The organism is Pseudomonas sp. FYR_2, from assembly GCF_043106425.1.
Taxonomy (GTDB): domain Bacteria; phylum Pseudomonadota; class Gammaproteobacteria; order Pseudomonadales; family Pseudomonadaceae; genus Aquipseudomonas; species Aquipseudomonas monteilii.
The window spans coordinates 99,519-120,936 of the sequence record NZ_JBICMM010000037.1 but is presented as its reverse complement, the minus strand read 5'-3'; the positions used below and the strand labels follow the sequence as shown (position 1 = coordinate 120,936).

At 63.4% G+C, this 21,418-nt stretch carries 17 protein-coding genes; 10 read left to right on the top strand and 7 right to left on the bottom strand.

All coding sequences use genetic code 11. The annotated features are described in order from the left end of the window. The first annotated feature begins 71 nt into the window (after positions 1–71). Both ada and ACF8R4_RS15400 read left to right on the top strand, forming a co-directional pair. Positions 72–1,124, top strand: a complete 1,053-nt coding sequence (gene ada / locus ACF8R4_RS15405) for a bifunctional DNA-binding transcriptional regulator/O6-methylguanine-DNA methyltransferase Ada (RefSeq protein ID WP_060500217.1) — start codon at positions 72–74, stop codon at positions 1,122–1,124. A gap of 56 nt (positions 1,125–1,180) precedes the next feature. Next, positions 1,181–3,583, top strand: a complete 2,403-nt coding sequence (locus ACF8R4_RS15400; RefSeq protein ID WP_104833485.1) for a DUF3772 domain-containing protein — start codon at positions 1,181–1,183, stop codon at positions 3,581–3,583. A gap of 27 nt (positions 3,584–3,610) precedes the next feature. Here the strand turns inward: ACF8R4_RS15400 and ACF8R4_RS15395 are convergent, their stop codons facing one another. The 4 genes from ACF8R4_RS15395 to ACF8R4_RS15380 all read right to left on the bottom strand — a co-directional run bounded on the left by ACF8R4_RS15395 (position 3,611) and on the right by ACF8R4_RS15380 (position 8,378). Further along, on the bottom strand, positions 3,611–4,828 hold the full coding sequence (locus ACF8R4_RS15395; protein WP_060500213.1) for a DUF3422 domain-containing protein: 1,218 nt from the start codon (positions 4,826–4,828) through the stop codon (positions 3,611–3,613). Positions 4,829–4,951: 123 nt separating this feature from the next. Further along, positions 4,952–6,382 carry an aldehyde dehydrogenase family protein gene (locus tag ACF8R4_RS15390; protein WP_156867352.1) on the bottom strand — a complete coding sequence of 477 codons (1,431 nt, stop codon included), beginning with the start codon at positions 6,380–6,382 and terminating at the stop codon, positions 4,952–4,954. Between the two features lie 13 nt (positions 6,383–6,395). Then, positions 6,396–7,895, bottom strand: coding sequence for a cytosine permease (locus ACF8R4_RS15385; RefSeq protein WP_060500209.1), 1,500 nt, complete (start codon positions 7,893–7,895; stop codon positions 6,396–6,398). 93 nt (positions 7,896–7,988) lie between these two features. Beyond that, on the bottom strand, positions 7,989–8,378 hold the full coding sequence (locus ACF8R4_RS15380) for a nuclear transport factor 2 family protein (RefSeq protein ID WP_104833483.1): 390 nt from the start codon (positions 8,376–8,378) through the stop codon (positions 7,989–7,991). A 301-nt stretch (positions 8,379–8,679) separates the two neighbouring features. Here ACF8R4_RS15380 and ycaC point away from each other — a divergent pair, with 301 nt between their 5' ends. From ycaC to ACF8R4_RS15355, 5 genes are all read left to right on the top strand, one after another. After that, positions 8,680–9,300 (top strand): isochorismate family cysteine hydrolase YcaC, encoded by a 621-nt coding sequence (gene ycaC, locus ACF8R4_RS15375; RefSeq protein ID WP_060500204.1) that lies wholly within the window; start codon positions 8,680–8,682, stop codon positions 9,298–9,300. Between the two features lie 104 nt (positions 9,301–9,404). After that, positions 9,405–10,223 (top strand): polyphosphate kinase 2, encoded by an 819-nt coding sequence (gene ppk2, locus ACF8R4_RS15370; RefSeq protein ID WP_392492843.1) that lies wholly within the window; start codon positions 9,405–9,407, stop codon positions 10,221–10,223. A 36-nt stretch (positions 10,224–10,259) separates the two neighbouring features. After that, positions 10,260–11,456: a monovalent cation:proton antiporter-2 (CPA2) family protein gene (locus tag ACF8R4_RS15365; RefSeq protein ID WP_060500200.1), complete on the top strand. Its 1,197-nt coding sequence runs from the start codon at positions 10,260–10,262 to the stop codon at positions 11,454–11,456. Between the two features lie 39 nt (positions 11,457–11,495). After that, entirely contained in the window at positions 11,496–12,593 is a 1,098-nt protein-coding gene (locus ACF8R4_RS15360; RefSeq protein WP_156867354.1) for an AI-2E family transporter, read from the top strand. A gap of 13 nt (positions 12,594–12,606) precedes the next feature. After that, complete coding sequence (locus tag ACF8R4_RS15355) at positions 12,607–13,782, top strand: TolC family protein (protein WP_232905516.1); 1,176 nt, start codon at positions 12,607–12,609, stop codon at positions 13,780–13,782. Here the strand turns inward: ACF8R4_RS15355 and ACF8R4_RS15350 are convergent. Next, entirely contained in the window at positions 13,779–15,491 is a 1,713-nt protein-coding gene (locus ACF8R4_RS15350; protein ID WP_164524127.1) for a SulP family inorganic anion transporter, read from the bottom strand. The two genes, ACF8R4_RS15355 and ACF8R4_RS15350, sit on opposite strands and share 4 nt — an antisense overlap. A 118-nt stretch (positions 15,492–15,609) precedes the next feature. On the opposite strand from ACF8R4_RS15350, the gene ACF8R4_RS15345 reads away from it, so the two are divergent. The 3 genes from ACF8R4_RS15345 to ACF8R4_RS15335 all read left to right on the top strand — a co-directional run bounded on the left by ACF8R4_RS15345 (position 15,610) and on the right by ACF8R4_RS15335 (position 19,592). Continuing rightward, positions 15,610–16,116, top strand: a complete 507-nt coding sequence (locus ACF8R4_RS15345) for a sigma-70 family RNA polymerase sigma factor (RefSeq protein ID WP_060500192.1) — start codon at positions 15,610–15,612, stop codon at positions 16,114–16,116. Continuing rightward, positions 16,113–17,060: a FecR domain-containing protein gene (locus ACF8R4_RS15340; RefSeq protein ID WP_392492840.1), complete on the top strand. Its 948-nt coding sequence runs from the start codon at positions 16,113–16,115 to the stop codon at positions 17,058–17,060. Before ACF8R4_RS15345 ends, ACF8R4_RS15340 begins: the two co-directional genes overlap by 4 nt. Before the next feature lie 129 nt (positions 17,061–17,189). Next, the gene (locus ACF8R4_RS15335) at positions 17,190–19,592 is read left to right on the top strand and encodes a TonB-dependent siderophore receptor (protein WP_104833478.1); all 2,403 of its coding nucleotides are present in this window, start codon (positions 17,190–17,192) and stop codon (positions 19,590–19,592) included. A gap of 103 nt (positions 19,593–19,695) precedes the next feature. On the opposite strand, the gene ychF is transcribed toward ACF8R4_RS15335, so the two are convergent. Continuing rightward, positions 19,696–20,796 (bottom strand): redox-regulated ATPase YchF, encoded by a 1,101-nt coding sequence (gene ychF / locus ACF8R4_RS15330; RefSeq protein ID WP_016713314.1) that lies wholly within the window; start codon positions 20,794–20,796, stop codon positions 19,696–19,698. A 24-nt stretch (positions 20,797–20,820) separates the two neighbouring features. Continuing rightward, positions 20,821–21,405, bottom strand: coding sequence for an aminoacyl-tRNA hydrolase (pth, locus tag ACF8R4_RS15325; RefSeq protein ID WP_012270476.1), 585 nt, complete (start codon positions 21,403–21,405; stop codon positions 20,821–20,823). Positions 21,406–21,418: the final 13 nt, after the last annotated feature.

Below are 21,418 nucleotides of genomic sequence, written 5' to 3'. Positions count from 1 at the left end.
TGGAGTACCTGTGGGAGCGGGCTTGCCCGCGAAGAGGCCGGTACAGGCAACCACTTATCCGGAATTTCTAGATGAACCACTACACAACCCCTGACCAACGTTGGCAAGCCGTCGAGTCCCGTGACTCCAACGCCAGCGGCCACTTCGTCTACGCCGTGCGCACCACCGGCGTCTACTGCCACCCCGGTTGCAAGTCTCGCATGGCCAAGCGCAGCAACGTCGAGTTCTACGACACCCCCGTTGCCGCCGAAGCGGCCGGTTACCGCGCCTGCAAACGTTGCATCAGCAAAGCCAGCACCAGCCGCCACAGCCAGTTGGTCACCCGCGCCTGTCGCCTGATCGAAACCTGCGACCCTGCCCCCAGCCTCGACCAGCTCAGTGCGCAACTGGCTGTCAGCTCCTTCCACCTGCACCGTTTGTTCAAGGCTGAAACCGGCGTAACCCCCAAGGCCTACGCCACCGCCTTCCGCGCCCGGCGTGTGCGTGCGCACCTGGAAGACGGTGAGCGTTCAGTCACTGACGCCATCTACGATGCGGGCTACAACTCCAACAGCCGCTTCTACGAAAGCGCCGGTCAGCGCCTGGGCATGCGCCCCCGGCAATTCCGTGCTGGGGGTACCGGGGCAACGATCCATTTCGCCATCGGTCAGTGTTCACTGGGCGCGATCCTGGTGGCCCAAAGCGAGAAGGGTATTTGCGCGATTCTGTTGGGCGACGATCCCGAGGCCCTGTTGCAAGACTTGCAGGACCAGTTCCCCAAAGCCCGTCTGATTGGCGGCGACAGCGCCTACGAACAGCTGGTTGCCGAAGTGGTGGGCTTCGTCGAAGCCCCGGCGCTGGGCCTGACCTTGCCGCTGGATGTACAGGGCACGGCGTTTCAGGAGCGGGTGTGGCAGGCCCTGCGCGAGGTGCCGGCCGGCAGCCGGGTCAGCTACACCGACATCGCCGAGCGCATCGGTGCGCCCAAAGCGGTGCGTGCAGTCGCCATGGCCTGCGCGGCCAACCACATTGCCGTGGCCATCCCGTGTCACCGGGTTGTGCGTCGGGACGGCGACATCAGCGGCTACCGCTGGGGCGTCGAGCGCAAACAGCAGCTACTCAAACGAGAGACGGCACTCTCCTGATGGCTTGAAGCCGCGTAGAATCCCCCGCCAAATCGAGTTGTAAAGAGGAATAGTCGATGAGGCGTGTCAGCCTTGCCCGTTATTGCGCAGGCCTAATGGTCCTGCTGTTGGCGCTTGCCAGCCCGGCGTGGTCGGCCCCGGCCACGCCATTGTCCAACCTGGCGGCAGCCGAAGCGCCAGCGCTGGATGAAAACGCCAGCATCGAGCAACTGAGCGACCGGTTGGATCAGGTCCGTCAGGGCGTCACCAGTGAGGCCAACGACGACCTGCTGTCGCAATTGCGCCTGGCCGCGATGCAGGTGCAGCGCCAGGCGGACGCCTTGAGTGCGCAGCGCACCACCGATGTGGAAAAGCTCGACGACAAGCTGAAGGTGATTGGCCCGGTCCAGCCGGACGAGGCCGCCACCCTGACCCAGCAGCGCAAAGCCCTGGAGGCCGAAAAGAAGGCGCTGGTGGCCCAGCAGGATCAGGCCACCAAGCTGACCCAGTCAGCACGCGACCTGTCCACGCAGATCGTCAACCTGCGCCGCAGTCAGTTCAACTCGCAGATCACCAGCCGTGCGGCCTCGCCACTGAGCCCGGCGTTCTGGCAGAGCATCATCCGCCCCACCCAGGACGACGTGGCGCGCCTGCGTGACCTGCGCGGCGAGGCAGCCGATACCATCAGCAGTGCCTTCAGCGCCGATAACCGGTGGCTGTTCATTACCAGCCTGGTCGCGGCGATTCTGGTCTGGACCTTGGTGCGTGGGCTGTTTGAGCGCTTGCTGGCCAATGCCATGGTGGGCTGGTTACCTGAGGGTCGCCTGCGTCGCAGTGCCTTGGCCTTGGGCGTCAGCCTGGCAACCCTGGGCACCATCGCCGGTTCTGTTTCGCTGCTGCGCTGGGGGCTGGAGAGCAGCGCCGAGCTGGGCAGCGATATCGCCAGCCTGACCAACCACATTCTCGCCCTGGTGGTGTTCAGTGCCTTCATCACTGGCCTGGGCCGCGCCATGTTGATGCTGCAGCGTCCGTCCTGGCGGCTGCCGCCGATCCACGACGAAGTGGCCAGCGCGCTGGGCTGGTTCCCCAAGGTGCTGGCATTGGCACTGATGGTCATGATGACCATGGAGCGGATGAACAGCGTGATCGGCGCCAGCCTGGCGCTGACGGTGGCCGTCAACGGGCTGACCGCGCTGGTGGTGGCGTTCATCTTTGCCGGCGCGTTGCTGCGTTACCGCCGCACCCTGCGCAAGCATGACCTGGAGCGCCCCACGGGCCTGGCCGGGCTGATCCCGTTCGTGATGGTCATCTGGTTGTCGTTGATTCTGCTGGCGCTGCTCACCGGTTACCTGACGCTTGCCTACTTCCTCACCGCCAAGTTGCTGTGGGTCAGCCTGGTCGTCACCTGTGCCTACTTGCTGACCACGTTCTTTGGCGACCTGTGCGAAACCCTGTTGTCGCCGCGTCAGCCCGGTGGCCTGGCACTGGCTTCTACCCTGGGCCTGGCGCCGCGCCATCAGGCACAGGCCAGCACCATCCTGGCCGGCATCGGCCGCACCATCGTGCTGTTCCTGGCGCTGTTGCTGGTATTGATGCCATCGGGCACCAGCCCCAGCGAACTGTTGCTGAGCCTGGGCGACTGGGACGGCACCGGTGGCAAGCTGCTCGGCAACCTGAACATCGTGCCGCAGGACATTCTGCTGGCCCTGGCGATTTTCTTCGGTGGGCTGTTCGCCATTCGCGTGGTCAAGCGCTGGCTGAGTGATCGCCTGCTGCCGGAAACCGACATGGACGCCGGCATGCGCGCCTCGCTGGTGACCCTGGTGGGTTACCTGGGCTTCCTGTTCCTGGCCATGCTGGTGATGTCGACCTTGCGCATCAACCTCACCAGCCTGACCTGGGTGGTCAGTGCCCTGTCGGTCGGTATCGGTTTCGGTTTGCAGCAAATCGTGCAGAACTTCATCTCCGGCCTGATTCTGCTGACCGAGCGCCCGGTAAAGGTGGGCGACTGGGTGAGCCTGGCAGGTGTCGAGGGTGATATCCGCCGCATCAACGTGCGCGCCACCGAGATCCAGATGTCGGACCGTTCGACGGTGATCGTGCCCAACTCGCAGTTCATATCGCAGAACGTGCGCAACGTGACCATGGGCAATGCATTGGGGGTGGTCGGCATTACCCTGACGCTGCCACTGGAAACCGATGCCAACCGTGTGCGCGAGCTGCTGCTGGCGGCGTACCACGAGCATGAGGCGATTCTGGATGCACCGGCCACTTCGGTGTCGTTCAAGGACTTGACCAGCAGCGGAATGGTGATTGGCGTGAGTGGTTATGTAGCCGGGCCGCGCCAGGTATCGGGTACCCGCAGTGACCTGCTGTTCACCATTCTCGGGCGGTTGCGCGACGAAGGCATTGCGCTGTCATCGCCACAGAGCATGGTGCTGGTGCAAGAGGGCGCTCGCCCCGCTGACGAGTCGGTGTAAAGAGCGGGGGCGCCAAGCGCCCCGACCTCAATGCTGCTTGGCTTGCCGGATCCGCAGCAAAATCACCAGCAACACCAACAACACTGGCGGCGCCATGGCCAATAACCCATCCCGCGCCGTCAGCCCTAACCCCAGCACATTCAGCCCGCCATACAGCAGCTTGAACAGATTCAGCAGGTAGTAGGTGATGGCGATGATCGACAGCCCCTCCACTGCCCGCTGGATCTTTACCTGGGCATCAGCCCGGGCATTGAGGCTGTGCAGAATGCCGGCGTTCTGTTCTTCCATTTCCACTTGCACCCGCGCCTGCAGCAAGTCGCCAAGGTTCGCCACGTTCTTCGCCAATTGTTCCAGCCGCTGCTCGGTAGCCGCGCAGTAGCGCACGGTCGGCTTGAACCGACGCTCGATGAACACCCCCAAGCGCTGACAGTCACCCACATGGCTCTCCCGCAGTTCACCCAGGCGTTCGAACACCAGTTGTGCATAGGCTTGGGTGGCGCCGAAGCGGTGGCGGGTTTTTACCGTGCGGCTTACAACCTGGCGTGACAGGTGGGCAATGGCTTCCAGCAGCCCTTTGGAGTCATGCCCTTCACCGCCGGCACTGCGCTCGGAAAGGGTGACCAGGGTTTTGTCGAAGGCATCCAGTTCCTGGCTCAGGGCCTTGGCCGTAGTCAGGGTGAGCGAGGCCATCATCCGGTACGTCTCGATCTCCAGCAGGCGGCGGATCATGCGGCCCTGGCGGTAGGCATTGAGGCGGCGGTTGATGAACAGGAAGCGGTTGGTGCCGTCCTCGGTCAGGCGGAAGTCACTCCACACCACCGCATCGCCACCACCTACGCACGAGCCGCAGGGGTCTTTGAAACCGTACTGGGGCAGGTCCAGGCCTTGCTCGTCGCGTACCAGCACCTGCACGGCGTTGATCATCTGTGCCGCCTGCGGGGCGATGGCCTCGGCCAGCACGGGTGGCAGGGCTTGCCACTCGGTATCGGCAGCTGTGCAGGGCACTACCAGTGTCAGGGTGAAGAACTCGGTGTGCCGTTCCCACTTGAACGGGTGGCCGTCCAGGCGGGTGATGCCTTGGGCTGCCGTTGCGTCCAGGGCATCCGGGCTGCAGCGCTGCAGCAGGGCCGCACAGGCAGCATCACCGCCGAGCAGGGCCAGGTGGAAGACATGCGCCGGGCCGTCGAAATACAGCGACGGGCGGGCGTGCAGTTCGTTGTGCAAGGCAGTGCGTTGAGGGTGCATGGGTGGTCCGGCCTGGTGTTGTGATTGTGGGGGTACCAGGAAGTGGGACTTTGCGGGGGGAGGGGAAAGTCACGCGGGGAGGGTTTGTATCGCGAAAAGGGCCGCAGCGCGGCCCCAGCAGTATCAGCCGAGGCACCGCGTCACATGCTTGACCGACTGGTAGGCCGACAACCCCCAAGGCCCCAGCTCACGGCCGATCCCGCTGCCTTTGGTACCGCCCCACGAGGTTTCGACGAACACGGCCTGCACCGAGTTGATCCACACATGGCCGACTTCCAGCGCATCGGCGACGCGTTCGGCACGTTCCAGGTCAGCGGAGCAGACGGTGGCTACCAGCCCGAAGCGGCTGTCGTTGGCCTCGGCAATCGCCTGTTCCTCGCTGGCAAACCGCCGTGCACACAGCACCGGCCCAAAGATCTCCTCGCTCCACAGGCGGCTGTCTTTTGGCACATCGGCATACAGCGTCGGGCTGACGAACCAGCCGTCCCGGTCCAGCGCCTTGCCACCGGCCAGGCACTGCAAACCTTCCTCGCGTGCGGTGGCAAAGTAGCTGGCCACCTTCAGCCATTGTGCCTGGCTGGTCAGCGGGCCCATGTCGACTTCTTCGGTCAGCGGGTTACCCACCCGCACGTTTTCCAGTGCCGCCTGCAGGCGCGGCAGCAGCGCATCGGCAATACCGTCCTGCACCAGCAGGCGCGAAGTGGCCGAGCACATTTGCCCGGCGTTCCAGGTGATGCCGGCGACGATCCATTCCACGGCTTGGTCCACATCGCAATCATCGAACACCACGATGGCCGACTTGCCGCCCAGCTCTAGCGTTACCGGCCGGCACTGCGCCGAAGCGCTGCGCATCACCTGGCTACCGACGTTGTTGCTGCCAGTGAACGACAGCTTGTCCAGGCCGTTGTGGTTGCTCAACGCGGCGCCAGTCTCGGCCTTGCCATTGACGATGTTCAGCACGCCAGCCGGCAGGCCCAGGGCATCGGCGATCTGGCCGTAGGCCTGCTCGATCAGTGGGGTGACTTCTGACGGCTTGAGCACCACGGTGCAGCCAGCGGCCAAGGCCGGGGCGAGCTTCCAGGCGCTGGTCACCAGCGGGAAGTTCCACGGCACGATCAGGCCAACCACGCCCACCGGCTCCAGGCGGGTGCGGGCAGTGAAGCCGGGTACGGCCAGCGGTACATCGCGGTTTTTCGAGGGCAGCTGTTCTGCCAGTTCGGCGTAGTAGGTGAAAGTGGCGATGGCGTCGTCCAGGTCGATTTCGGCCTCATGGCGCGGCTTGCCGTTGTTGCGCATCTGCAAGGTGATCAGCGCTTCGCGGCGCTGCCCGAGCTGTTCGGCAAAGCCGCGCAGGAAGGCTGCACGCTCACTGGCTCGGGTGCTTTTCCAGGCGGGCAGGGCGCTACGGGCGGCGGCCACGGCCTGGTCGACCTGGGCAACGCTGGCAGCCATGAATTCAGCGAACGGTTGCCCCAGCGCAGGGTCATTGACGCTGATGCAGTCGCTGCCCTGGCCTTCGACCCAGCGGCCGGCGATATAGTGGGAAGTGGTCATGGTCGGTTTCCAGTCAGGCCATTTCGGCAGTGGTCACGGGCGTGTGCGTGGTGCTTTTGCAACGCACCCAACGCGGGCCTTGAGGGCCATACACGCCAGCAGGTTCAGGGAACAGGTTGAGCAAGAGCAGGTACAGCACGCCAGCCAGCCCCAGGGTGACCGGCAGGCTCAGGTCGATGCCGCCGGCCAGGTCGCCCAGCGGGCCGACGAACTGCCCCGGCAGGTTGACGAAGCACAGGCCGACCGCCGCGCTGGGGATCCACGCCCCCATGCCGCGCCAGTTCCAGCCGTGCAGGAACCAGTAGTGGCCACCACGCTGGCCGCGGGTGAACACCTGCAGGTCATCGGCGTGGTAGAAGCCGCGGCGGGTAATCAGGCCGAGGATCATGATCACCATCCACGGGCTGGTGCAGGTGATGATGAGTACCGCAAAGGTCGATACGCTCTGCACCAGGTTGAAGGTGAAACGGCCGACGAAAATGAAGCCGATCGCCAGTACACCGATCAGCAACGTGGCGCCGGCGCGGCTGAGCAAGCGTGGGAACACGCTGGACATGTCCAGACCGGTGCCATACAGCGCCGTGGTGCCGGTGGACATGCCGCCGATCACCGCAATCAGGCACACCGGCAGGAAGAACCAGGTCGGTGCCACGGCCAGCAGGCCACCTACATAGTTGTTGGCGGCGATGTAGTCCGGTGCCTGGGTTGCAACCAGGGTGGCCGTGCACAGGCCGAACAGGAACGGAATCAGCGTGGCGCCCTGCGCGGCAATCACGGCCAGCATGATGCGCGCCTTGGGCGTTTCACGCGGGATGTAGCGTGACCAGTCACCCAGGAAGGCGCCGAACGACACCGGGTTGCTCATGGCCAGGATCGCGGCACCGACGAAGGCTGCCCAGAAGCCCGGCTGGTCTAGGTTGACGTTGCCGGCGTAACCGGCATCGAACGGTCCGGCAAAGGCGACGATACCCAGCAGGAACAGCAGGCTCGAAGCCCACACGGCAATCTTGTTGACCCACAGCATGAAGCGGAAGCCGAAGATGCACACCACCAGCACCAGCACCGCGAACAGGCCGTAGGCCAGGCCGAGGGTAAGGTCGGTTTCCGGCAGGCCGGCCAGGCGCTTGGCCCCGCCGATCAAAGCATCGCCCGAACTCCACACCGACAGCGAGAAGAACGCCACCGCCGTCAGCAGCGACAGGAACGAGCCGACGATACGCCCATGCACGCCAAAGTGTGCGCCTGAAGACACCGCGTTGTTGGTGCCGTTCAGCGCCCCGAACAGGCCCATGGGTGCAAGGATCAGCGCGCCGACGGCAACGCCGAGCAGAATCGCCCACACACCCGCCTGGAACGACAGCCCGAACAGCACCGGGAAGCTGCCCAGCACGGCGGTAGCAAAGGTATTGGCACCGCCGAAGATCAGGCGGAACAGGTCCAGCGGGGAGGCGTCGCGTTGATCGTCGGGGATCTGTTCGACGCCGTTGGTCTCGATACCGGTCGAGTGGCTCATGGTGATGCTCCAGCGCGGTTGTTGTTGCCTGCGCAGTGCGCGGGCCTTCTTGTGGGTGCGATGGCAGGGCGGCAGGGCCGCGTAAAAAGATGATCAGGCCGGCGATACGACCGACAGGTGCTCGTGGCAAGCCAGCCACTGTTCGCCGTGGCGGCGGAACACGATGGTTTCGCGCTCGCTCAACGGGTGTTCTTCACCGGCGATGCGGATATGGGTGGCTACATCGTGCATGAAGATCGCCACATCACCTTGCAGGCTCACCTGGGCATTGCCCGACTCGCAGGCGAGCACGGTAAAACCCTCTGCCTGCCACTGGGCCCAGAGGTCTTCGTAGGCACGGCGCGACAGCAGCGGATGCGGCAAGGTGTGGAAGAGGAAGGTGGCGTCTTCGCTGAAGCAGGCGAAATAGCGGGCGGTATCGTTGCTGGCAAACGCGGCGACGAGGTCGGCGGCCGCCTGCCGTACCTGGAGAGTCTGGTCCACGGGAGTGGCCTCACGGTTTTTGTGATTATGGTGAAGCGATTCTGGTGGCGGTTGGCGAGGGGAAAAATCGCTGGCGGCAAATAATCAGTTCAGGAATTTGTGAAGTGATGGTAGCGCTTCCTTTTAAAGCTGAAGGGAGCGACCAGGCAACCGACCAAGTAACCGACCAAGTAGGTAGCCAGCCCGACGCGTACTTTGAAACCCTGCGTGAAGGTCCCACTCAACCCGACCGACGGCCTCTGCAGCCCTGCATCCTTGCCTACGCTGATACTCCCAACCCGCTGAAGCAAGGAGATCCGCCATGGCCTTCCAATACAAGCGTCTGGACAAGAACAACGCTGCGGTGCTGCTGGTCGACCACCAGACCGGCCTGCTCTCGCTGGTAAGGGACATCGACCCCGACCGCTTCAAGAACAACGTGCTGGCCCTGTCCGACCTGGCCAAATACTTCAAGCTGCCGACCATCCTCACCACCAGCTTCGAGACTGGCCCCAACGGCCCGCTGGTGCCAGAGCTGAAAGAACAGTTCCCCGACGCCCCCTACATTGCACGCCCCGGCAACATCAACGCCTGGGACAACGAAGATTTCGTCAAGGCGGTAAAAGCCACTGGCAAGAAGCAGCTGCTGATTGCCGGTGTGGTCACCGAAGTGTGCGTGGCCTTCCCGGCACTGTCGGCGCTGGAGGAGGGCTTCGAGGTGTTCGTCGTCACTGACGCCTCCGGCACCTTCAACGAACTCACCCGCGACTCCGCCTGGCGGCGCATGGAGGCTGCCGGTGCACAGCTGATGACCTGGTTCGGCGTGGCCTGTGAGCTGCACCGTGACTGGCGCAATGACATTGAAGGGCTGGGCACCCTGTTCTCCAACCATATTCCGGATTACCGCAACCTGATGACCAGCTACAACAAGTCGGCCAAGTAGGTTTTTGGGGGGGCTGCACTGCAGCCCCCTTCAACCGGCAAGCGAAGCGGCAAACCGTCATGAATCGACCATACTGACTCTTCATTCCCCTTCAGGAGAGTGTCATGTCGAAGCCGTCCAGGAAGAAACTCACCCAGGAACAGCCAGAAAAACTGGGCGGCAAGGCCTACGAAAAAGCGCTCAAGCACCTGCACGTGGAACTGGTGAAGTTGCAGGAGTGGGGGGTGGCCAAAGGCCTGAAGGTATGCATCGTCTTCGAGGGCCGCGATGGCGCCGGCAAGGGCGGCACCATCAAGGCCATTACCGAGCGCGTCAGCCCACGGGTGTTTCGCGTGGTGGCGCTGCCGGCACCGACCGAGCGGGAAAAAACCCAGATGTACCTGCAGCGCTACCTGGGGCATTTGCCTGCAGCGGGCGAGGTAGTGATCTTTGATCGCAGCTGGTACAACCGTGCGGGCGTCGAGCGGGTAATGGGCTTTTGCTCCGACGAACTCGTCGACAAGTTCCTCATCGGTGTGCCCGTGTTCGAAAAGGTCATGGTCGAGTCGGGCATCATCCTCATCAAGTACTGGCTCGAGGTCAGCGCCGAAGAGCAGACCCGCCGCCTGCAGGATCGCATCAACGATGGCCGCAAGCTGTGGAAGCTTTCGCCCATGGACCTCAAGTCGTATACCCGCTGGGATGACTACACCCAGGCGCGTGACGACATGTTCGCCGCGTCGGATACTGCCTGGGCGCCTTGGTTCATGGCCCATTCCAACGATAAACGCCGCGCCCGCCTGAACATCATCAGCCATCTGCTCAGCCGGATTCCGTACAAGGACATCACCCGTGACCAGGTGGTGAAGCTGCCCAAGCGCGGCAAGATCGGCAAGTACAAGGCTGTGGCCTACCCGTTCAAGTTCGTCGAACAACGCTTCTGAACCCCTCCCTGTGGGGAGCTGCGAGGGTAAGAGCTCATGCCACATGACGGCAGCCTGTTGCAGGCGACGGTGGTGTTCCTGTTGGCCGTGGTGCTTCTGGTACCGCTGGCACAGCGCCTGAAAATGGGGGCGGTACCGGGTTACCTGCTGGCGGGTATCCTGATTGGTCCTTCGGTGTTCGGCCTGCTCGACAACCCGGACAACGTGGCGCGGCTGTCGGAGATGGGCGTGGTCATGCTGCTGTTCGTGATTGGCCTTGAGCTCTCACCCCGGCGTCTGTGGACCATGCGCCGGGCGCTGTTTGGCATCGGCAGCTTGCAGGTAGGGCTTACTGCGGTGCTGCTTGGGCTGCTGGCGTACGGGCTGTTCGACCAATCGAAACCCGCTGCCATCGTGCTGGGCCTGGGCCTGGCGCTGTCGTCCACCGCCTTTGGCTTGCAGGTACTGGCCGAGCGCAAGGACCTGGGCAAGCCGCAAGGTCGCCTGGCGGTGGCCATCCTGCTGTTTCAGGACATTGCCGCCATTCCCTTGATTGCCGTGGTGCCGCTGCTCGGGGGCGATGTCAGCACCGCCGACGAAGGGGCCTGGCCACTGCTGGCAGTGGCTGTCGGCATAGGCGTGCTGATTGTCTTTGGTCGCTATCTGTTGACCCCGGTATTCAAGTGGACGGTGGGTTCGGGCTTGCCCGAGCTGTCGACGGCCACGGCCTTGCTGGTAGTGCTGGGCACCGCCTGGCTGATGGAGCACGTGGGCGTGTCGATGGCACTGGGGGCATTTCTGGCCGGCGTGCTGATGGCCGAGTCGCCATTTCGCCACGAACTGGAAACCCAGATCGAGCCGCTCAAAGGCCTGCTGCTGGGGCTGTTCTTCGTTGGCGTGGGCATGAGTGCCGACCTGCGCCTGTTGTTTGGCATGCCACTGATGGTGTTGGGCCTGACCGTGTTGCTGGTCGCCATCAAGCTGCCCTTGCTGTATGGCCTCGGGCGTACGGTTGGCGGGCTCAACAAGGCCCAGGCGTTGTGCCTGGGCGTGGTGCTGGCCTCGGGTGGCGAGTTTGCCTTCGTGGTGTTCAAGCTGGCGCTGGAACATCAGGTGCTGACTCGGCAGGTGCATGACGTGCTGGTGCTGGCCATTACCTTGTCGATGGCGGTGGTACCGCTGGTGATGATGGCCTTGGCGCGGCAGTTACGAGACGACAGCCCCGTGCAGGCCACCCCGGAAACGAGCGACTGAACCGTGGCACATGACGAACCGAATGTTCGGAGGTGAAGCATGCAACCGGGTATCATGCTGGACAGCGCCCTGTCGCGGGGCTTGCTCGATGTGCTGATCAAAGCCGGCCTGGTGGCTGCCTTGGTGATCTTTGCCTTTCAGGTGTTCCAGCCATTTCTGGAGCTGATGCTGTGGGCGGTTATCCTGGCGGTCACCCTGTACCCGTTGCATTGCCGCCTGCAGCGCCGTATCGGCCTCAAGCAGGGGTATGCGGCGGCGCTGGTGGTGGTGCTGGTACTGGTGGTGCTGCTGGTGCCGATCTACCTGGTGGTGATGTCCATCGGCGAATCGGTGGACAGCCTGGTGACGTTGCTCAAAAGCGGAGCCTGGAGCGTGCCGACCCCACCTGACGCCGTGTCGGCCTGGCCACTGATCGGGCCGAAGGTGCATGCCCTTTGGTTGGCGGCCTCCGAAAACATGGCCAGTGTGCTGAACCAGTGGATGCCCCAGCTCAAGGGCGCCGGGCGCACGGTGCTGGGGGCGGCGGCCAGTGCCGGGGGGGCCTTTTTGCTGTTCATCGGTGCGATCATCATCTCCGGGGTGATCATGGCCTTTGGTGACCGTGGTGAAATCGCGGCACAGCGCATCGCCATGCGGGTGTCGGGTGAGGAGCGGGGCAAGCCATTGGCCAAGTTGTGCACCGCGACCATTCGTGCGGTGGCCCAGGGTGTGATCGGCATTGCGTTCATCCAGATGCTGCTGATCGGCGTCGGCTTCGTGGTCAAAGGGGTGCCAGGGGCCGGCATGCTGGCCATCGTCATCCTCATGCTGGGGATTGCCCAGGCGCCCGCTACCCTTGTCACGGTGCCGGTGATCATCTATGTGTTCAACGTCGAAGGCTTTACCGCCGCGACCATCGTGTTTGCGATCTACACCTTCGTTGCCGGGCTGGCCGACAACGTGCTCAAGCCACTGTTGCTGGGGCGAGGGGTGGACGTGCCGATGCCGGTGGTGCTGATCGGGGCGCTGGGCGGCATGGTGGTCAAAGGGATCATCGGCTTGTTCATCGGCCCGGTGATCCTTGGCGTCACCTACGTGTTGTTCTGGCAATGGGTTGCACTGCAGGTGCCGGAGCAACCGGCACCACCTGCTGCCTGAGCCAGGGGCTGCCATGCCCACGCACGGCTATGGTCTAGGGCTGCTGGTAGTGCTGGCCGGCTGCACCCAGGTTGGCCCGGACTTCGAAAAGCCCCAGGCCCCTTGGCTGGCCGGCTGGAGCACGCCTTTGCTGGAGCAGGCAGGACGCAGCGCTGCGGCGCCCGACCTGCGCCGCTGGTGGGCGGTGTTCGCCGACCCAATGCTGGACGCGCTGATTGCCGAGGCCGATGCCCACAACACCAACCTTCGCGTGGTAGGCCTGCGCATCGCCGAAGCCCGGGCCCAGCGGGCCATCGTGCAGACCGGGCGTTATCCACAGTTGCAACAGTTGAGCGCGCAGAGCCTGTACCTGAAGCAAGACCAGTCCGGCGCTGCAGCCGCGCGCGACTCGGTGTTCTGGCAATCCAGCGTGGGCTTTGACATCGGTTGGGAAATTGACTTCTGGGGGCGCTTCAGCCGCGCCATCGAAAGCGCAGATGTGGCCTACTTCGTTTCCCGGGCCAACTACGCCGATGCCATGCTGCTGTTGCGTGCACAAGTGGCCGACACCTACTTCGCCCTGCGTACGGCCGAGGCACGGCTGGATATCGCGCGCGAGAACGCCGAGCGCCAGGCGCGTAGCCTGGAGATCACCGAGCGGTTGTTTCGCCCTGGCGAAAATGACGAACTCGACTGGCAGCAGGCGCGCGAGCATGTCAGCTGGGTAGCGTTGCGCGCCACGTTGATTGTGATGCCGACCTTCCTGCTGGCGCTGATTGCTCCGGATCAGTACATGCCGCTGATCATGAAGGCCGTGAGTGTGGGGCAACAGGCCGGCGAAACCCGCGCGCGGGACGCCAGCCGTGAGCTGGTTGGCTCAACATTGCTCGCCGGGTTGCTGGCGATACTGATGTGGGGCGCGTTGAGCCTGTTCGTGCACCTGTGGATGTTTTTTCTGTGGGTGCTGCTGTTCGCGCTCTGGCAGGCGCGGCGGCTGTACCAGGTGGTGCCGAACCGGCAGAGCCCGGCGTACTGGGTGAGCTGCCTGACGACAATGTTGATCCTGCTGGGGCAGTCGGTGCAGGACAGTGCTGGCGGGCAGGATGTGTACAAGGCGTTTGCCGTGCGCATGGCACTGTTTCTGGCGGTGTCGGTGTATGCCAGTGCCATGCTGATCTGGATCGATCGGCGCCGGGTTCGGGCTGGCTAGGGTTGCCAGTCAACCCCGCTCTCATCCAGGTAGGCATCCACCGCCGCGCCCACCGTTGGGTGAAAGGCTTTCTCCCCCATATGCTGGAACAACCCGAACCGCCGCATCTTATCCTTAACCGGGTCCTTCATCTCGGCAAACTGCAACTCCACCCCCCGTGCTTCCAGCGCCCGGTCCAGCTCGGCCAGCATGTCGGCCGAAGTGATGTCGATACTGGTCACTGGCTCCGCCGCGATGATCAACCGCTGCACCGGGGTAGGCGACGCGTCCACTGCCGCCATCACTGTGCTCTGGAACTGCTCGGCGTTGGCGAAGAACAGCGGCGCGTCCCAACGCAGCAGCACCAACCCTGGAATGCGTCGGGCCTGTGGATAACGCTGCACATCATGGTAGCCCCGCGTGCCATCCACCCGGCCCAGTACCGCATGGTGCGGCCGCCAACCGTCCCACAGAAACTCGATCACTGCGATGGCCACGGCGATGCAGATACCGGGAATAGCGCCAAATACGGCTACGCCGACAAAGCAGGTGAACGAGAGCCAGAACTCCCACTGCTGCATATGGAATATACGTTTGAGGTCGGTGAACTCGAACAGGCCCAGTGCGGCGGCAATCACCACGGCGGCCAAGGCACTGTTGGGCAGGTGCTGCATCAGATTGGGCGCCACCAGTAGCAACAGGGTGACCGCCAGCGCGCCGATAATGCCGGTGAGCTGGGTTTGTGAGCCGGCAGCCTCGGCTACCGGCGTGCGCGATGAACTGCTGCTGATCGGAATACCCTGGAACAGCCCCGAAGCCAAGTTGGCTATACCCAGGCCGAACATTTCCTGGTTTGGGTTGACCGGCATTTTCAGGCGCGCGGCATAGGAGCGCGACAGCACACTGGTGTCGGCGAACGACACCAGCGCTACCGCGATGCCACCGAGCAGCACCTCCACCAGGTCGATGTCGCTGACCCAGGGCAAGACAAAACCGGGCAGCCCTTGGGGCAACTCGCCGAGCACCTTCACGCCTTGCCGGTCGAGCCCCAGCAGGCTCACCGCCAGCGTGGCCAGCACCACGGCAATGAGGATGCCCGGTACCCGCTTGAAGGGCTTGAGCAAAAGGATCAGCACCAGGCTGCCACCACCGACCATGAAGCTTGGCCAATGCCCTTGGCCGGCAAGCAAGGCCTGAATCAGGTTCCAGATATCTCGCAGCGGTCCTTGGCTGTCCACCGACAGGCCGAACAGCTTGGGCAGTTGGCTGATCAACACCGTGAGGGCGATACCGTTCATGTACCCATAGCGGATCGGCTTGGACAGCAATTCGGTGATGAAGCCCAGGCGCAGCAGCCCGGCAATCACACAGAACGCCCCGGCGACAAGCGCCATCATGCTGGCGATGGCGATTGCCCGCTGCGGGTCGCTGGCGGCGTACTGCACCACCACCGCCAGGATTGGCGCGGCCAGTGCCGAGTCCGGGCCCAGCACGAGGATGCGGCTGGGGCCGAACAGGGCATAGGCCAGCAAGGGGATAATGGTGGCATACAGGCCATAGATGCCGGGTACGCCAGACGCTTCGGCGTAGGCAATGCCCACGGGTACCAGCATGGTGGTGAGCACCAGGCCGGCGGCGATGTCCTTGGCCAGCCAGGCTGGCTTGTAGTGGAGCAAGGTGACCAGGCCAGGTAACCAGCGTTGCCAGTCGAAGCGGGTTGGTTCGGGCATGGTGCGGGCTCTGGGGGAGGCGGGTGCTGATTGACAGAATAGGTGTTGGAGACGGGTAGCGCTTCCGGCGCCCTATCTATAAGATGCGACAAATTCTCATTAACTTCTGGTCCCGCCCGTGCCCGCATCCCACACCAGCAAGCTGGGTCTGTTTTTCAGCGATCACCACCGCTGGTTACTGCGGCATGTGCATCGGCAACTGAGCAACCGCCCGGACGCCGAGGACACGGCTGCCGAAACGTTCTGCCAGCTACTTGCCGCCCGGGTCGACCCCGCGTCCATCGAGCAGCCGCGAGCCTACCTCTCGACCATTGCCCGACGGCTGATCTCCGACCGCCTCCGCCGCCGACGCCTGGAGCAGGCCTATCTGGAGCGGCTGATGCTGCTGCCGGAGGCGCTGGCGCCCTCGCCAGAGGAAACGCACCTGCTGCTGGAGGCCCTGCACGCCATCGACCGTAGCCTGGCCGGGTTGCCACTGGTGGTGAAGAGGGCCTTTCTCATGAGCCAGCTCGATGGCCTGACCTACGCGGAAATCGGCCGACGTCTGGATGTATCCGAACGAACGGTCGGCCGCTACATGACACAGGCCTTGCGCCAGTGCTACCTGAGTGGGGTGCAATCATGAGTCGCCATGCACTGAGCCCGGCTGCCGAGCAGGCCATTGCCTGGATGGTGCGCCTGCGCTCCGGGCGTGACGACGCCCGGCAACAGGCACTGTTCCAGCAGTGGCTGGGGCACGACCCGGCCAACGCCCACGCCTGGGAGCAATTGCAGCGCGGCCTGGGCGGGCACTTTGAGGTGGTGCGTCGGGCCCCCGGTACCTTGCGCGATACCTTGCTGGAACCTGAAGCAGGCCGACGTGATGTGCTACGGGCATTGGCCGGGCTTTCTCTGCTGGGTGGCAGCCTGTGGTTTGCAGTCCGCAGCGACACCGGCCAGGCATTGACTGCCGATATCCGTACCGGCACTGGCGAGCGTCGTAGCCTGACGTTGGCTGATGGCAGCCGGCTGACCCTGAATGCCGGCACGGCGGTCGACCTGGCCTTTTCCGACGGCCGTCGCCTGCTACGCCTGTACAGAGGAGGGCTGGTGGTGCAGGTTGCGGCAGACCCTGCCCGGCCGTTCATCGTGCGCAGCGACCAAGGTGATGTACGCGCGTTGGGCACGCGTTTTCTGGTCGAGCAACTGGCCGATGCCACACGTGTAGTGGTGCTGGAGCATGCCGTGCACGCGTCGCTGCCCAGTGGTACCGAACGGGATCTGCAGGAGGGCCAAGCGGCGTTGTTGCACGCTCAACGCATCGAGCCGTTGCTTACCGGCCAGGCCTACCGCGCCGATTGGGTACAGGGCCACCTCAGCGTGCTGGACGAACCCTTGGCGGCAGTGATCGACGCACTTCGCCCGTATCGCCCCGGGTTTATCCGCGTCATCCCACAGGTGCGCAACTTGCGCGTGCAGGGCGTGTTCCCGCTGGATGACAGCGAGCGCACCTTGGCTGCCCTTGAAGAGACCATGCCGATACGGGTGGAGCGCTATGGCCCCTGGATGACCCTGATCGAAGCGCGCTGACGAGGCGTTCATGGCCGCCGATCTTTTAACGGGGACTGTCATTGAATGAAAATTTTTATCATTCGTGTCCGGTTTTTTTCGCTCGTCCCACCTCTCTCCTGATAACAGCAAAAATTCAGGAGTATCCACGTGTTCAAACCCTGGCCCCTCGCCCTTGCCATCACCCTGGCCGCCGTGCCAACGGCCTTCGCCTGGGCAGAAGGTTCCGCGCAGCAACAGCTGCTGCGTTTCGACCTGCCCGCCGCCAGCCTGGCGCACACCCTCAACGCCATTGCCCGCCAAGGCGGGCAGGTGATGTCGCTGGACCCCGCCTTGGTCGTCGGCAAACAGGCATCTGCCATCCAGGGTGAGATGAGCGCCCTGCAAGCCGTGCAAGAGGCGCTGGCGGGCAGCGGTCTGCAACTGATCGTCACCGGCAGTGGCACCTTCAGTGTGGTGCCGGCGGTCGATGCCAAAGGCGCGCTGGAGCTGGGGGCCACCAATATCAATAGCGTGGGCCTGGGCGAAACCACCGAGGGTTCAGGCTCGTACACCACAGGTGCCGTGACCATCGGCAAAACCCCTCAGTCGCTACGGCGCACCCCCCAGTCGGTGACTGTGGTCACGCGCAAGCTGATGGACGACAAGAACCTGGTGTCACTGGACCAGGTGATGGCCCAGACCACAGGTATCACCCGCGCCAACCGTGGTTATGGCAACCACCACTTCAGTTCCCGTGGCTTCGACATCACCGACGACAGTTACATGGTCGACGGCGTGGCCGGGCAGGCCTATGCCTACACCGGCTGGATGATCCCCGACATGGCGGTGTTCGACCGTGTCGAGGTACTGCGCGGTGCCTCGGGCCTGCTGGTGGGGGCAGGTAACCCCGGGGGCGCGGTGAACCTGGTGCGCAAGCGCCCGACTGCTGAACCGCGTTTGTCCGTGACCACCCGCGCGGGCTCCTGGGATTACTACCGCCTCGACCTGGACGCCAGTGGCAGGCTGAATCCTGAAGGCTCCTTGCGTGGCCGCATGGTGGCGTCCTACGAGGACCGTGGCTACTTCACCGATGTCAGCAAGGCCAAGCGGCCGTTGCTGTACGGCATTGTCGAAGGCGACCTGAGCGACGCCACTACCGTGGCCCTGGGCTTGCGCCGGCAAACCTCGCGCATCGATGGTTACAGTGTGCTGGGCCTGCCGAACAACCCCGACGGCAGCAATCCGCACCTCAAGCGTTCCACCTTCCTGGGCCAGGACTGGGCCACGCTGCAAACCCGTACCGATGAAGTGTTTGCCGACCTGAACCACCGCTTCAACGACAGCTGGGCTGGCAAGCTGGCGCTGTCGCATTCCGAAAGCCGCTACAACCGCAGTGCCATCGAGTGGAGTGCAGAAGATACGCTGGAGTACGGCAGCCCCACGGGGCCGATGATCAACGACACCAGTTTTCACAAGTTCGATGTCACCGCCAACGCGGTGGACGGCCACCTGGACGGCGAGTTCGAGGCCTTCGGTCTGAGCCATCAGCTCTCACTGGGGGCCAACTGGTCCAGGCGCAAGATGAACGACAAGGACGCCATGGTAAAGCTGGACAGCCCCATCCCGCTCAATGTGTTCGACCCGGACCACAGCATTGTCCCCGAGCCTTCGCGCCAAGGCTGGGACTACCAGGATGACACCTTCGACACCCGCTACGGGACCTACCTCAATGCCCGCTTGCACATGACAGAGGACCTGAGCCTGGTGCTGGGCGGGCGCCTGAGCTGGTACAAGACTGAGGCTTGGGATGGCGAGCGTAAAAGCACCAATGAACAGAAGCACGAGTTCACGCCATTTGTAGGTGCCATCTACGACTTGAACAACAACTGGTCGCTGTACGCCAGCTATGCGGACATCTTCATGCCCCAAGCCAGCTACCGCAGTGCTGGCGGCAAGTTGCTCGACCCCGCCATCGGCTCCAACTATGAAACCGGCATCAAGGGGGAGTTGTTCGACAAGCGCCTGAACCTGTCCTTCGCGCTGTTCTACATCGAGCAGAAAGACGTCGCCACTCGCGACTACGCCAACGACGGCAATTGCCCGAATGACGTTGCCGGCCGTTGCTACGTGAACAGCGATGGCATCAGCCGCAGCAAGGGCTTCGAAGCGGAGGCCAGCGGTGAGTTGCTGCCAGGCCTGCAAGTGGCAGCAGGCTACACCTTCAACACCACGCAGTCAGAGACGGGTGGGCCGATCTCGGCGCAAACGCCCAAGCACCTGTTGCGGGTGAATACCAACTACACCCTGCCCGGTGAGTGGAACCGCCTCAGCGTCGGGGGCGGCGTGTCGGCCCAGTCCCATTACTACGATGCCTACAACGGAGTGAGCAACAGCGGCCGGGCGGTGTTCGATGTACGGGCGGCGTACAAGCTCGATAAGCACTGGACGGTGGGCGTGGACATGGAGAACCTGTTGGACCGCAAGTACTTCGACTCGACCGGCTACTGGACGCGCGGTACCACGTACGGCACGCCGCGCAGCTACATGCTGAGTTTGCGCGGGGATTTCTGAAGCCCGCCTCAAGCATCTCCCACAAAGCACGTACATGTACGGGCAAAACAAAACCCCTTGAAGCGTAAGCCTCAAGGGGTTTGTGGTTACAGCAGGCTAGCGCTTAGACGTTAAAGCGGAAGTGCATCACATCACCGTCCTTGACGATGTAATCCTTGCCTTCCAAACGCCATTTACCGGCTTCCTTGGCACCGCTCTCACCCTTGAACTGGATGAAGTCGTCATAGGCCACCACTTCAGCGCGGATGAAGCCTTTTTCGAAGTCGGTGTGGATCACGCCAGCGGCTTGTGGTGCGGTGGCACCCACGCGTACGGTCCAGGCACGTACTTCCTGCACGCCGGCAGTGAAGTAGGTTTGCAGGTTAAGCAGTTCGTAACCGGCGCGGATCACGCGGTTCAGGCCAGGCTCTTCCAAACCCAGGGCCTCAAGGAACATGTCCTTTTCTTCGCCGTCGTCCAGCTCGGCGATTTCTGCTTCGATCTTGTTGCACACCGGCACCACCACCGCGCCTTCTTCCTCGGCAATGGCCTTGACCACGTCCAGGTGCGGGTTATTGTCGAAGCCGTCTTCCGCCACGTTGGCGATGTACATGACCGGCTTGCTGGTCAGCAGGTGGAAGCCGCGGATGACCGCCTTGTCTTCGGCGCTCATGTTCTTCATCAGGCTGCGCGCAGGCTTGCCTTCGGTGAAGTGCGGGATCAGCTGTTCCAGGATGGCCTTCTGCGCCAGGGCTTCCTTGTCGCCGCCTTTGGCGTTGCGGGCAACCTTCTGCAGTTGCTTCTCACAGCTGTCGAGGTCGGCGAAGATCAATTCGAGGTCGATGATCTCGATGTCACGCTTGGGGTCGACACTGTTGGAAACGTGGATCACGTTTTCGTCTTCGAAGCAGCGCACCACATGGGCAATGGCGTCGGTCTCGCGGATGTTGGCGAGGAACTTGTTGCCCAGGCCTTCGCCTTTCGACGCACCCGCCACCAGGCCGGCGATGTCGACGAACTCCATGGTGGTTGGCAGGATGCGGTTTGGCTTGACGATTTCAGCCAGCGCATTCAGGCGCGCATCGGGCATCGGCACGATGCCGCTGTTTGGCTCGATGGTGCAGAAAGGGAAGTTCTCCGCCGCGATGCCAGACTTGGTCAGGGCGTTGAACAGGGTGGACTTGCCGACGTTGGGCAGGCCGACGATGCCGCAATTGAAACCCATGGGTATTCCCCTCTCTAAAGGAAATCAGGCCTTCTGGCTGTGCAGCTCGCGCATCGCCTTGGCGAAGTCGCCGGCAAGCACGTCCGGCAGCACGCCGAGGGCAAAATCGATGCTGGCGTCGAGCTTCTCCTGCTCGGCGCGCGGCGCGCGGCCCAGGACGAAGTTGGAGACCAGTTTGGCGTCGCCCGGGTGGCCGATGCCAAGCCGCAGGCGGTGGAAGTCGTTCTGGTTGCCGAGCTGCGCGATGATGTCGCGCAGGCCGTTATGCCCACCATGGCCGCCGCCGCGCTTGAGCTTGGCAACGCCCGGAGGCAGGTCGAGTTCGTCGTGCGCCACCAGGATCGCTTCCGGCTTGATGCGGAAGAAATTGGCCAAGGCCGCCACGGACTGGCCGCTACGGTTCATGTAGGTGGTGGGGATCAACAAACGAACGTCGTTGCCCTGATGGCTGAACTTAGCCGTCAGGCCGAAATATTTCTTGTCAGCGGTCAGCGAAACACGCTGGGCGCTGGCAATGCGTTCAACGAAAAGAGCCCCTGCGTTATGCCGGGTCTGTTCGTATTCGGGGCCGGGGTTACCCAGGCCGACGATCAACTGGATGGCGGTCACGTCAGGGGCTCTT

Bases quoted from the DNA above. Each gene is read 5' to 3' on its own strand.
- ACF8R4_RS15365 (WP_060500200.1), top strand. From the start codon at position 10,260: ATGCCACATGACGGCAGCCTGTTGCAGGCGACGGTGGTGTTCCTGTTG.
- ppk2 (WP_392492843.1), top strand. From the start codon at position 9,405: ATGTCGAAGCCGTCCAGGAAGAAACTCACCCAGGAACAGCCAGAAAAA.
- ada (WP_060500217.1), top strand. From the start codon at position 72: ATGAACCACTACACAACCCCTGACCAACGTTGGCAAGCCGTCGAGTCC.
- ACF8R4_RS15395 (WP_060500213.1), bottom strand. From the start codon at position 4,828: ATGCACCCTCAACGCACTGCCTTGCACAACGAACTGCACGCCCGCCCG.
- ACF8R4_RS15355 (WP_232905516.1), top strand. From the start codon at position 12,607: ATGCCCACGCACGGCTATGGTCTAGGGCTGCTGGTAGTGCTGGCCGGC.
- ACF8R4_RS15340 (WP_392492840.1), top strand. From the start codon at position 16,113: ATGAGTCGCCATGCACTGAGCCCGGCTGCCGAGCAGGCCATTGCCTGG.
- ACF8R4_RS15350 (WP_164524127.1), bottom strand. From the start codon at position 15,491: ATGCCCGAACCAACCCGCTTCGACTGGCAACGCTGGTTACCTGGCCTG.
- ychF (WP_016713314.1), bottom strand. From the start codon at position 20,796: ATGGGTTTCAATTGCGGCATCGTCGGCCTGCCCAACGTCGGCAAGTCC.
- ACF8R4_RS15360 (WP_156867354.1), top strand. From the start codon at position 11,496: ATGCAACCGGGTATCATGCTGGACAGCGCCCTGTCGCGGGGCTTGCTC.
- ycaC (WP_060500204.1), top strand. From the start codon at position 8,680: ATGGCCTTCCAATACAAGCGTCTGGACAAGAACAACGCTGCGGTGCTG.
- ACF8R4_RS15385 (WP_060500209.1), bottom strand. From the start codon at position 7,895: ATGAGCCACTCGACCGGTATCGAGACCAACGGCGTCGAACAGATCCCC.
- ACF8R4_RS15400 (WP_104833485.1), top strand. From the start codon at position 1,181: ATGAGGCGTGTCAGCCTTGCCCGTTATTGCGCAGGCCTAATGGTCCTG.
- ACF8R4_RS15390 (WP_156867352.1), bottom strand. From the start codon at position 6,382: ATGACCACTTCCCACTATATCGCCGGCCGCTGGGTCGAAGGCCAGGGC.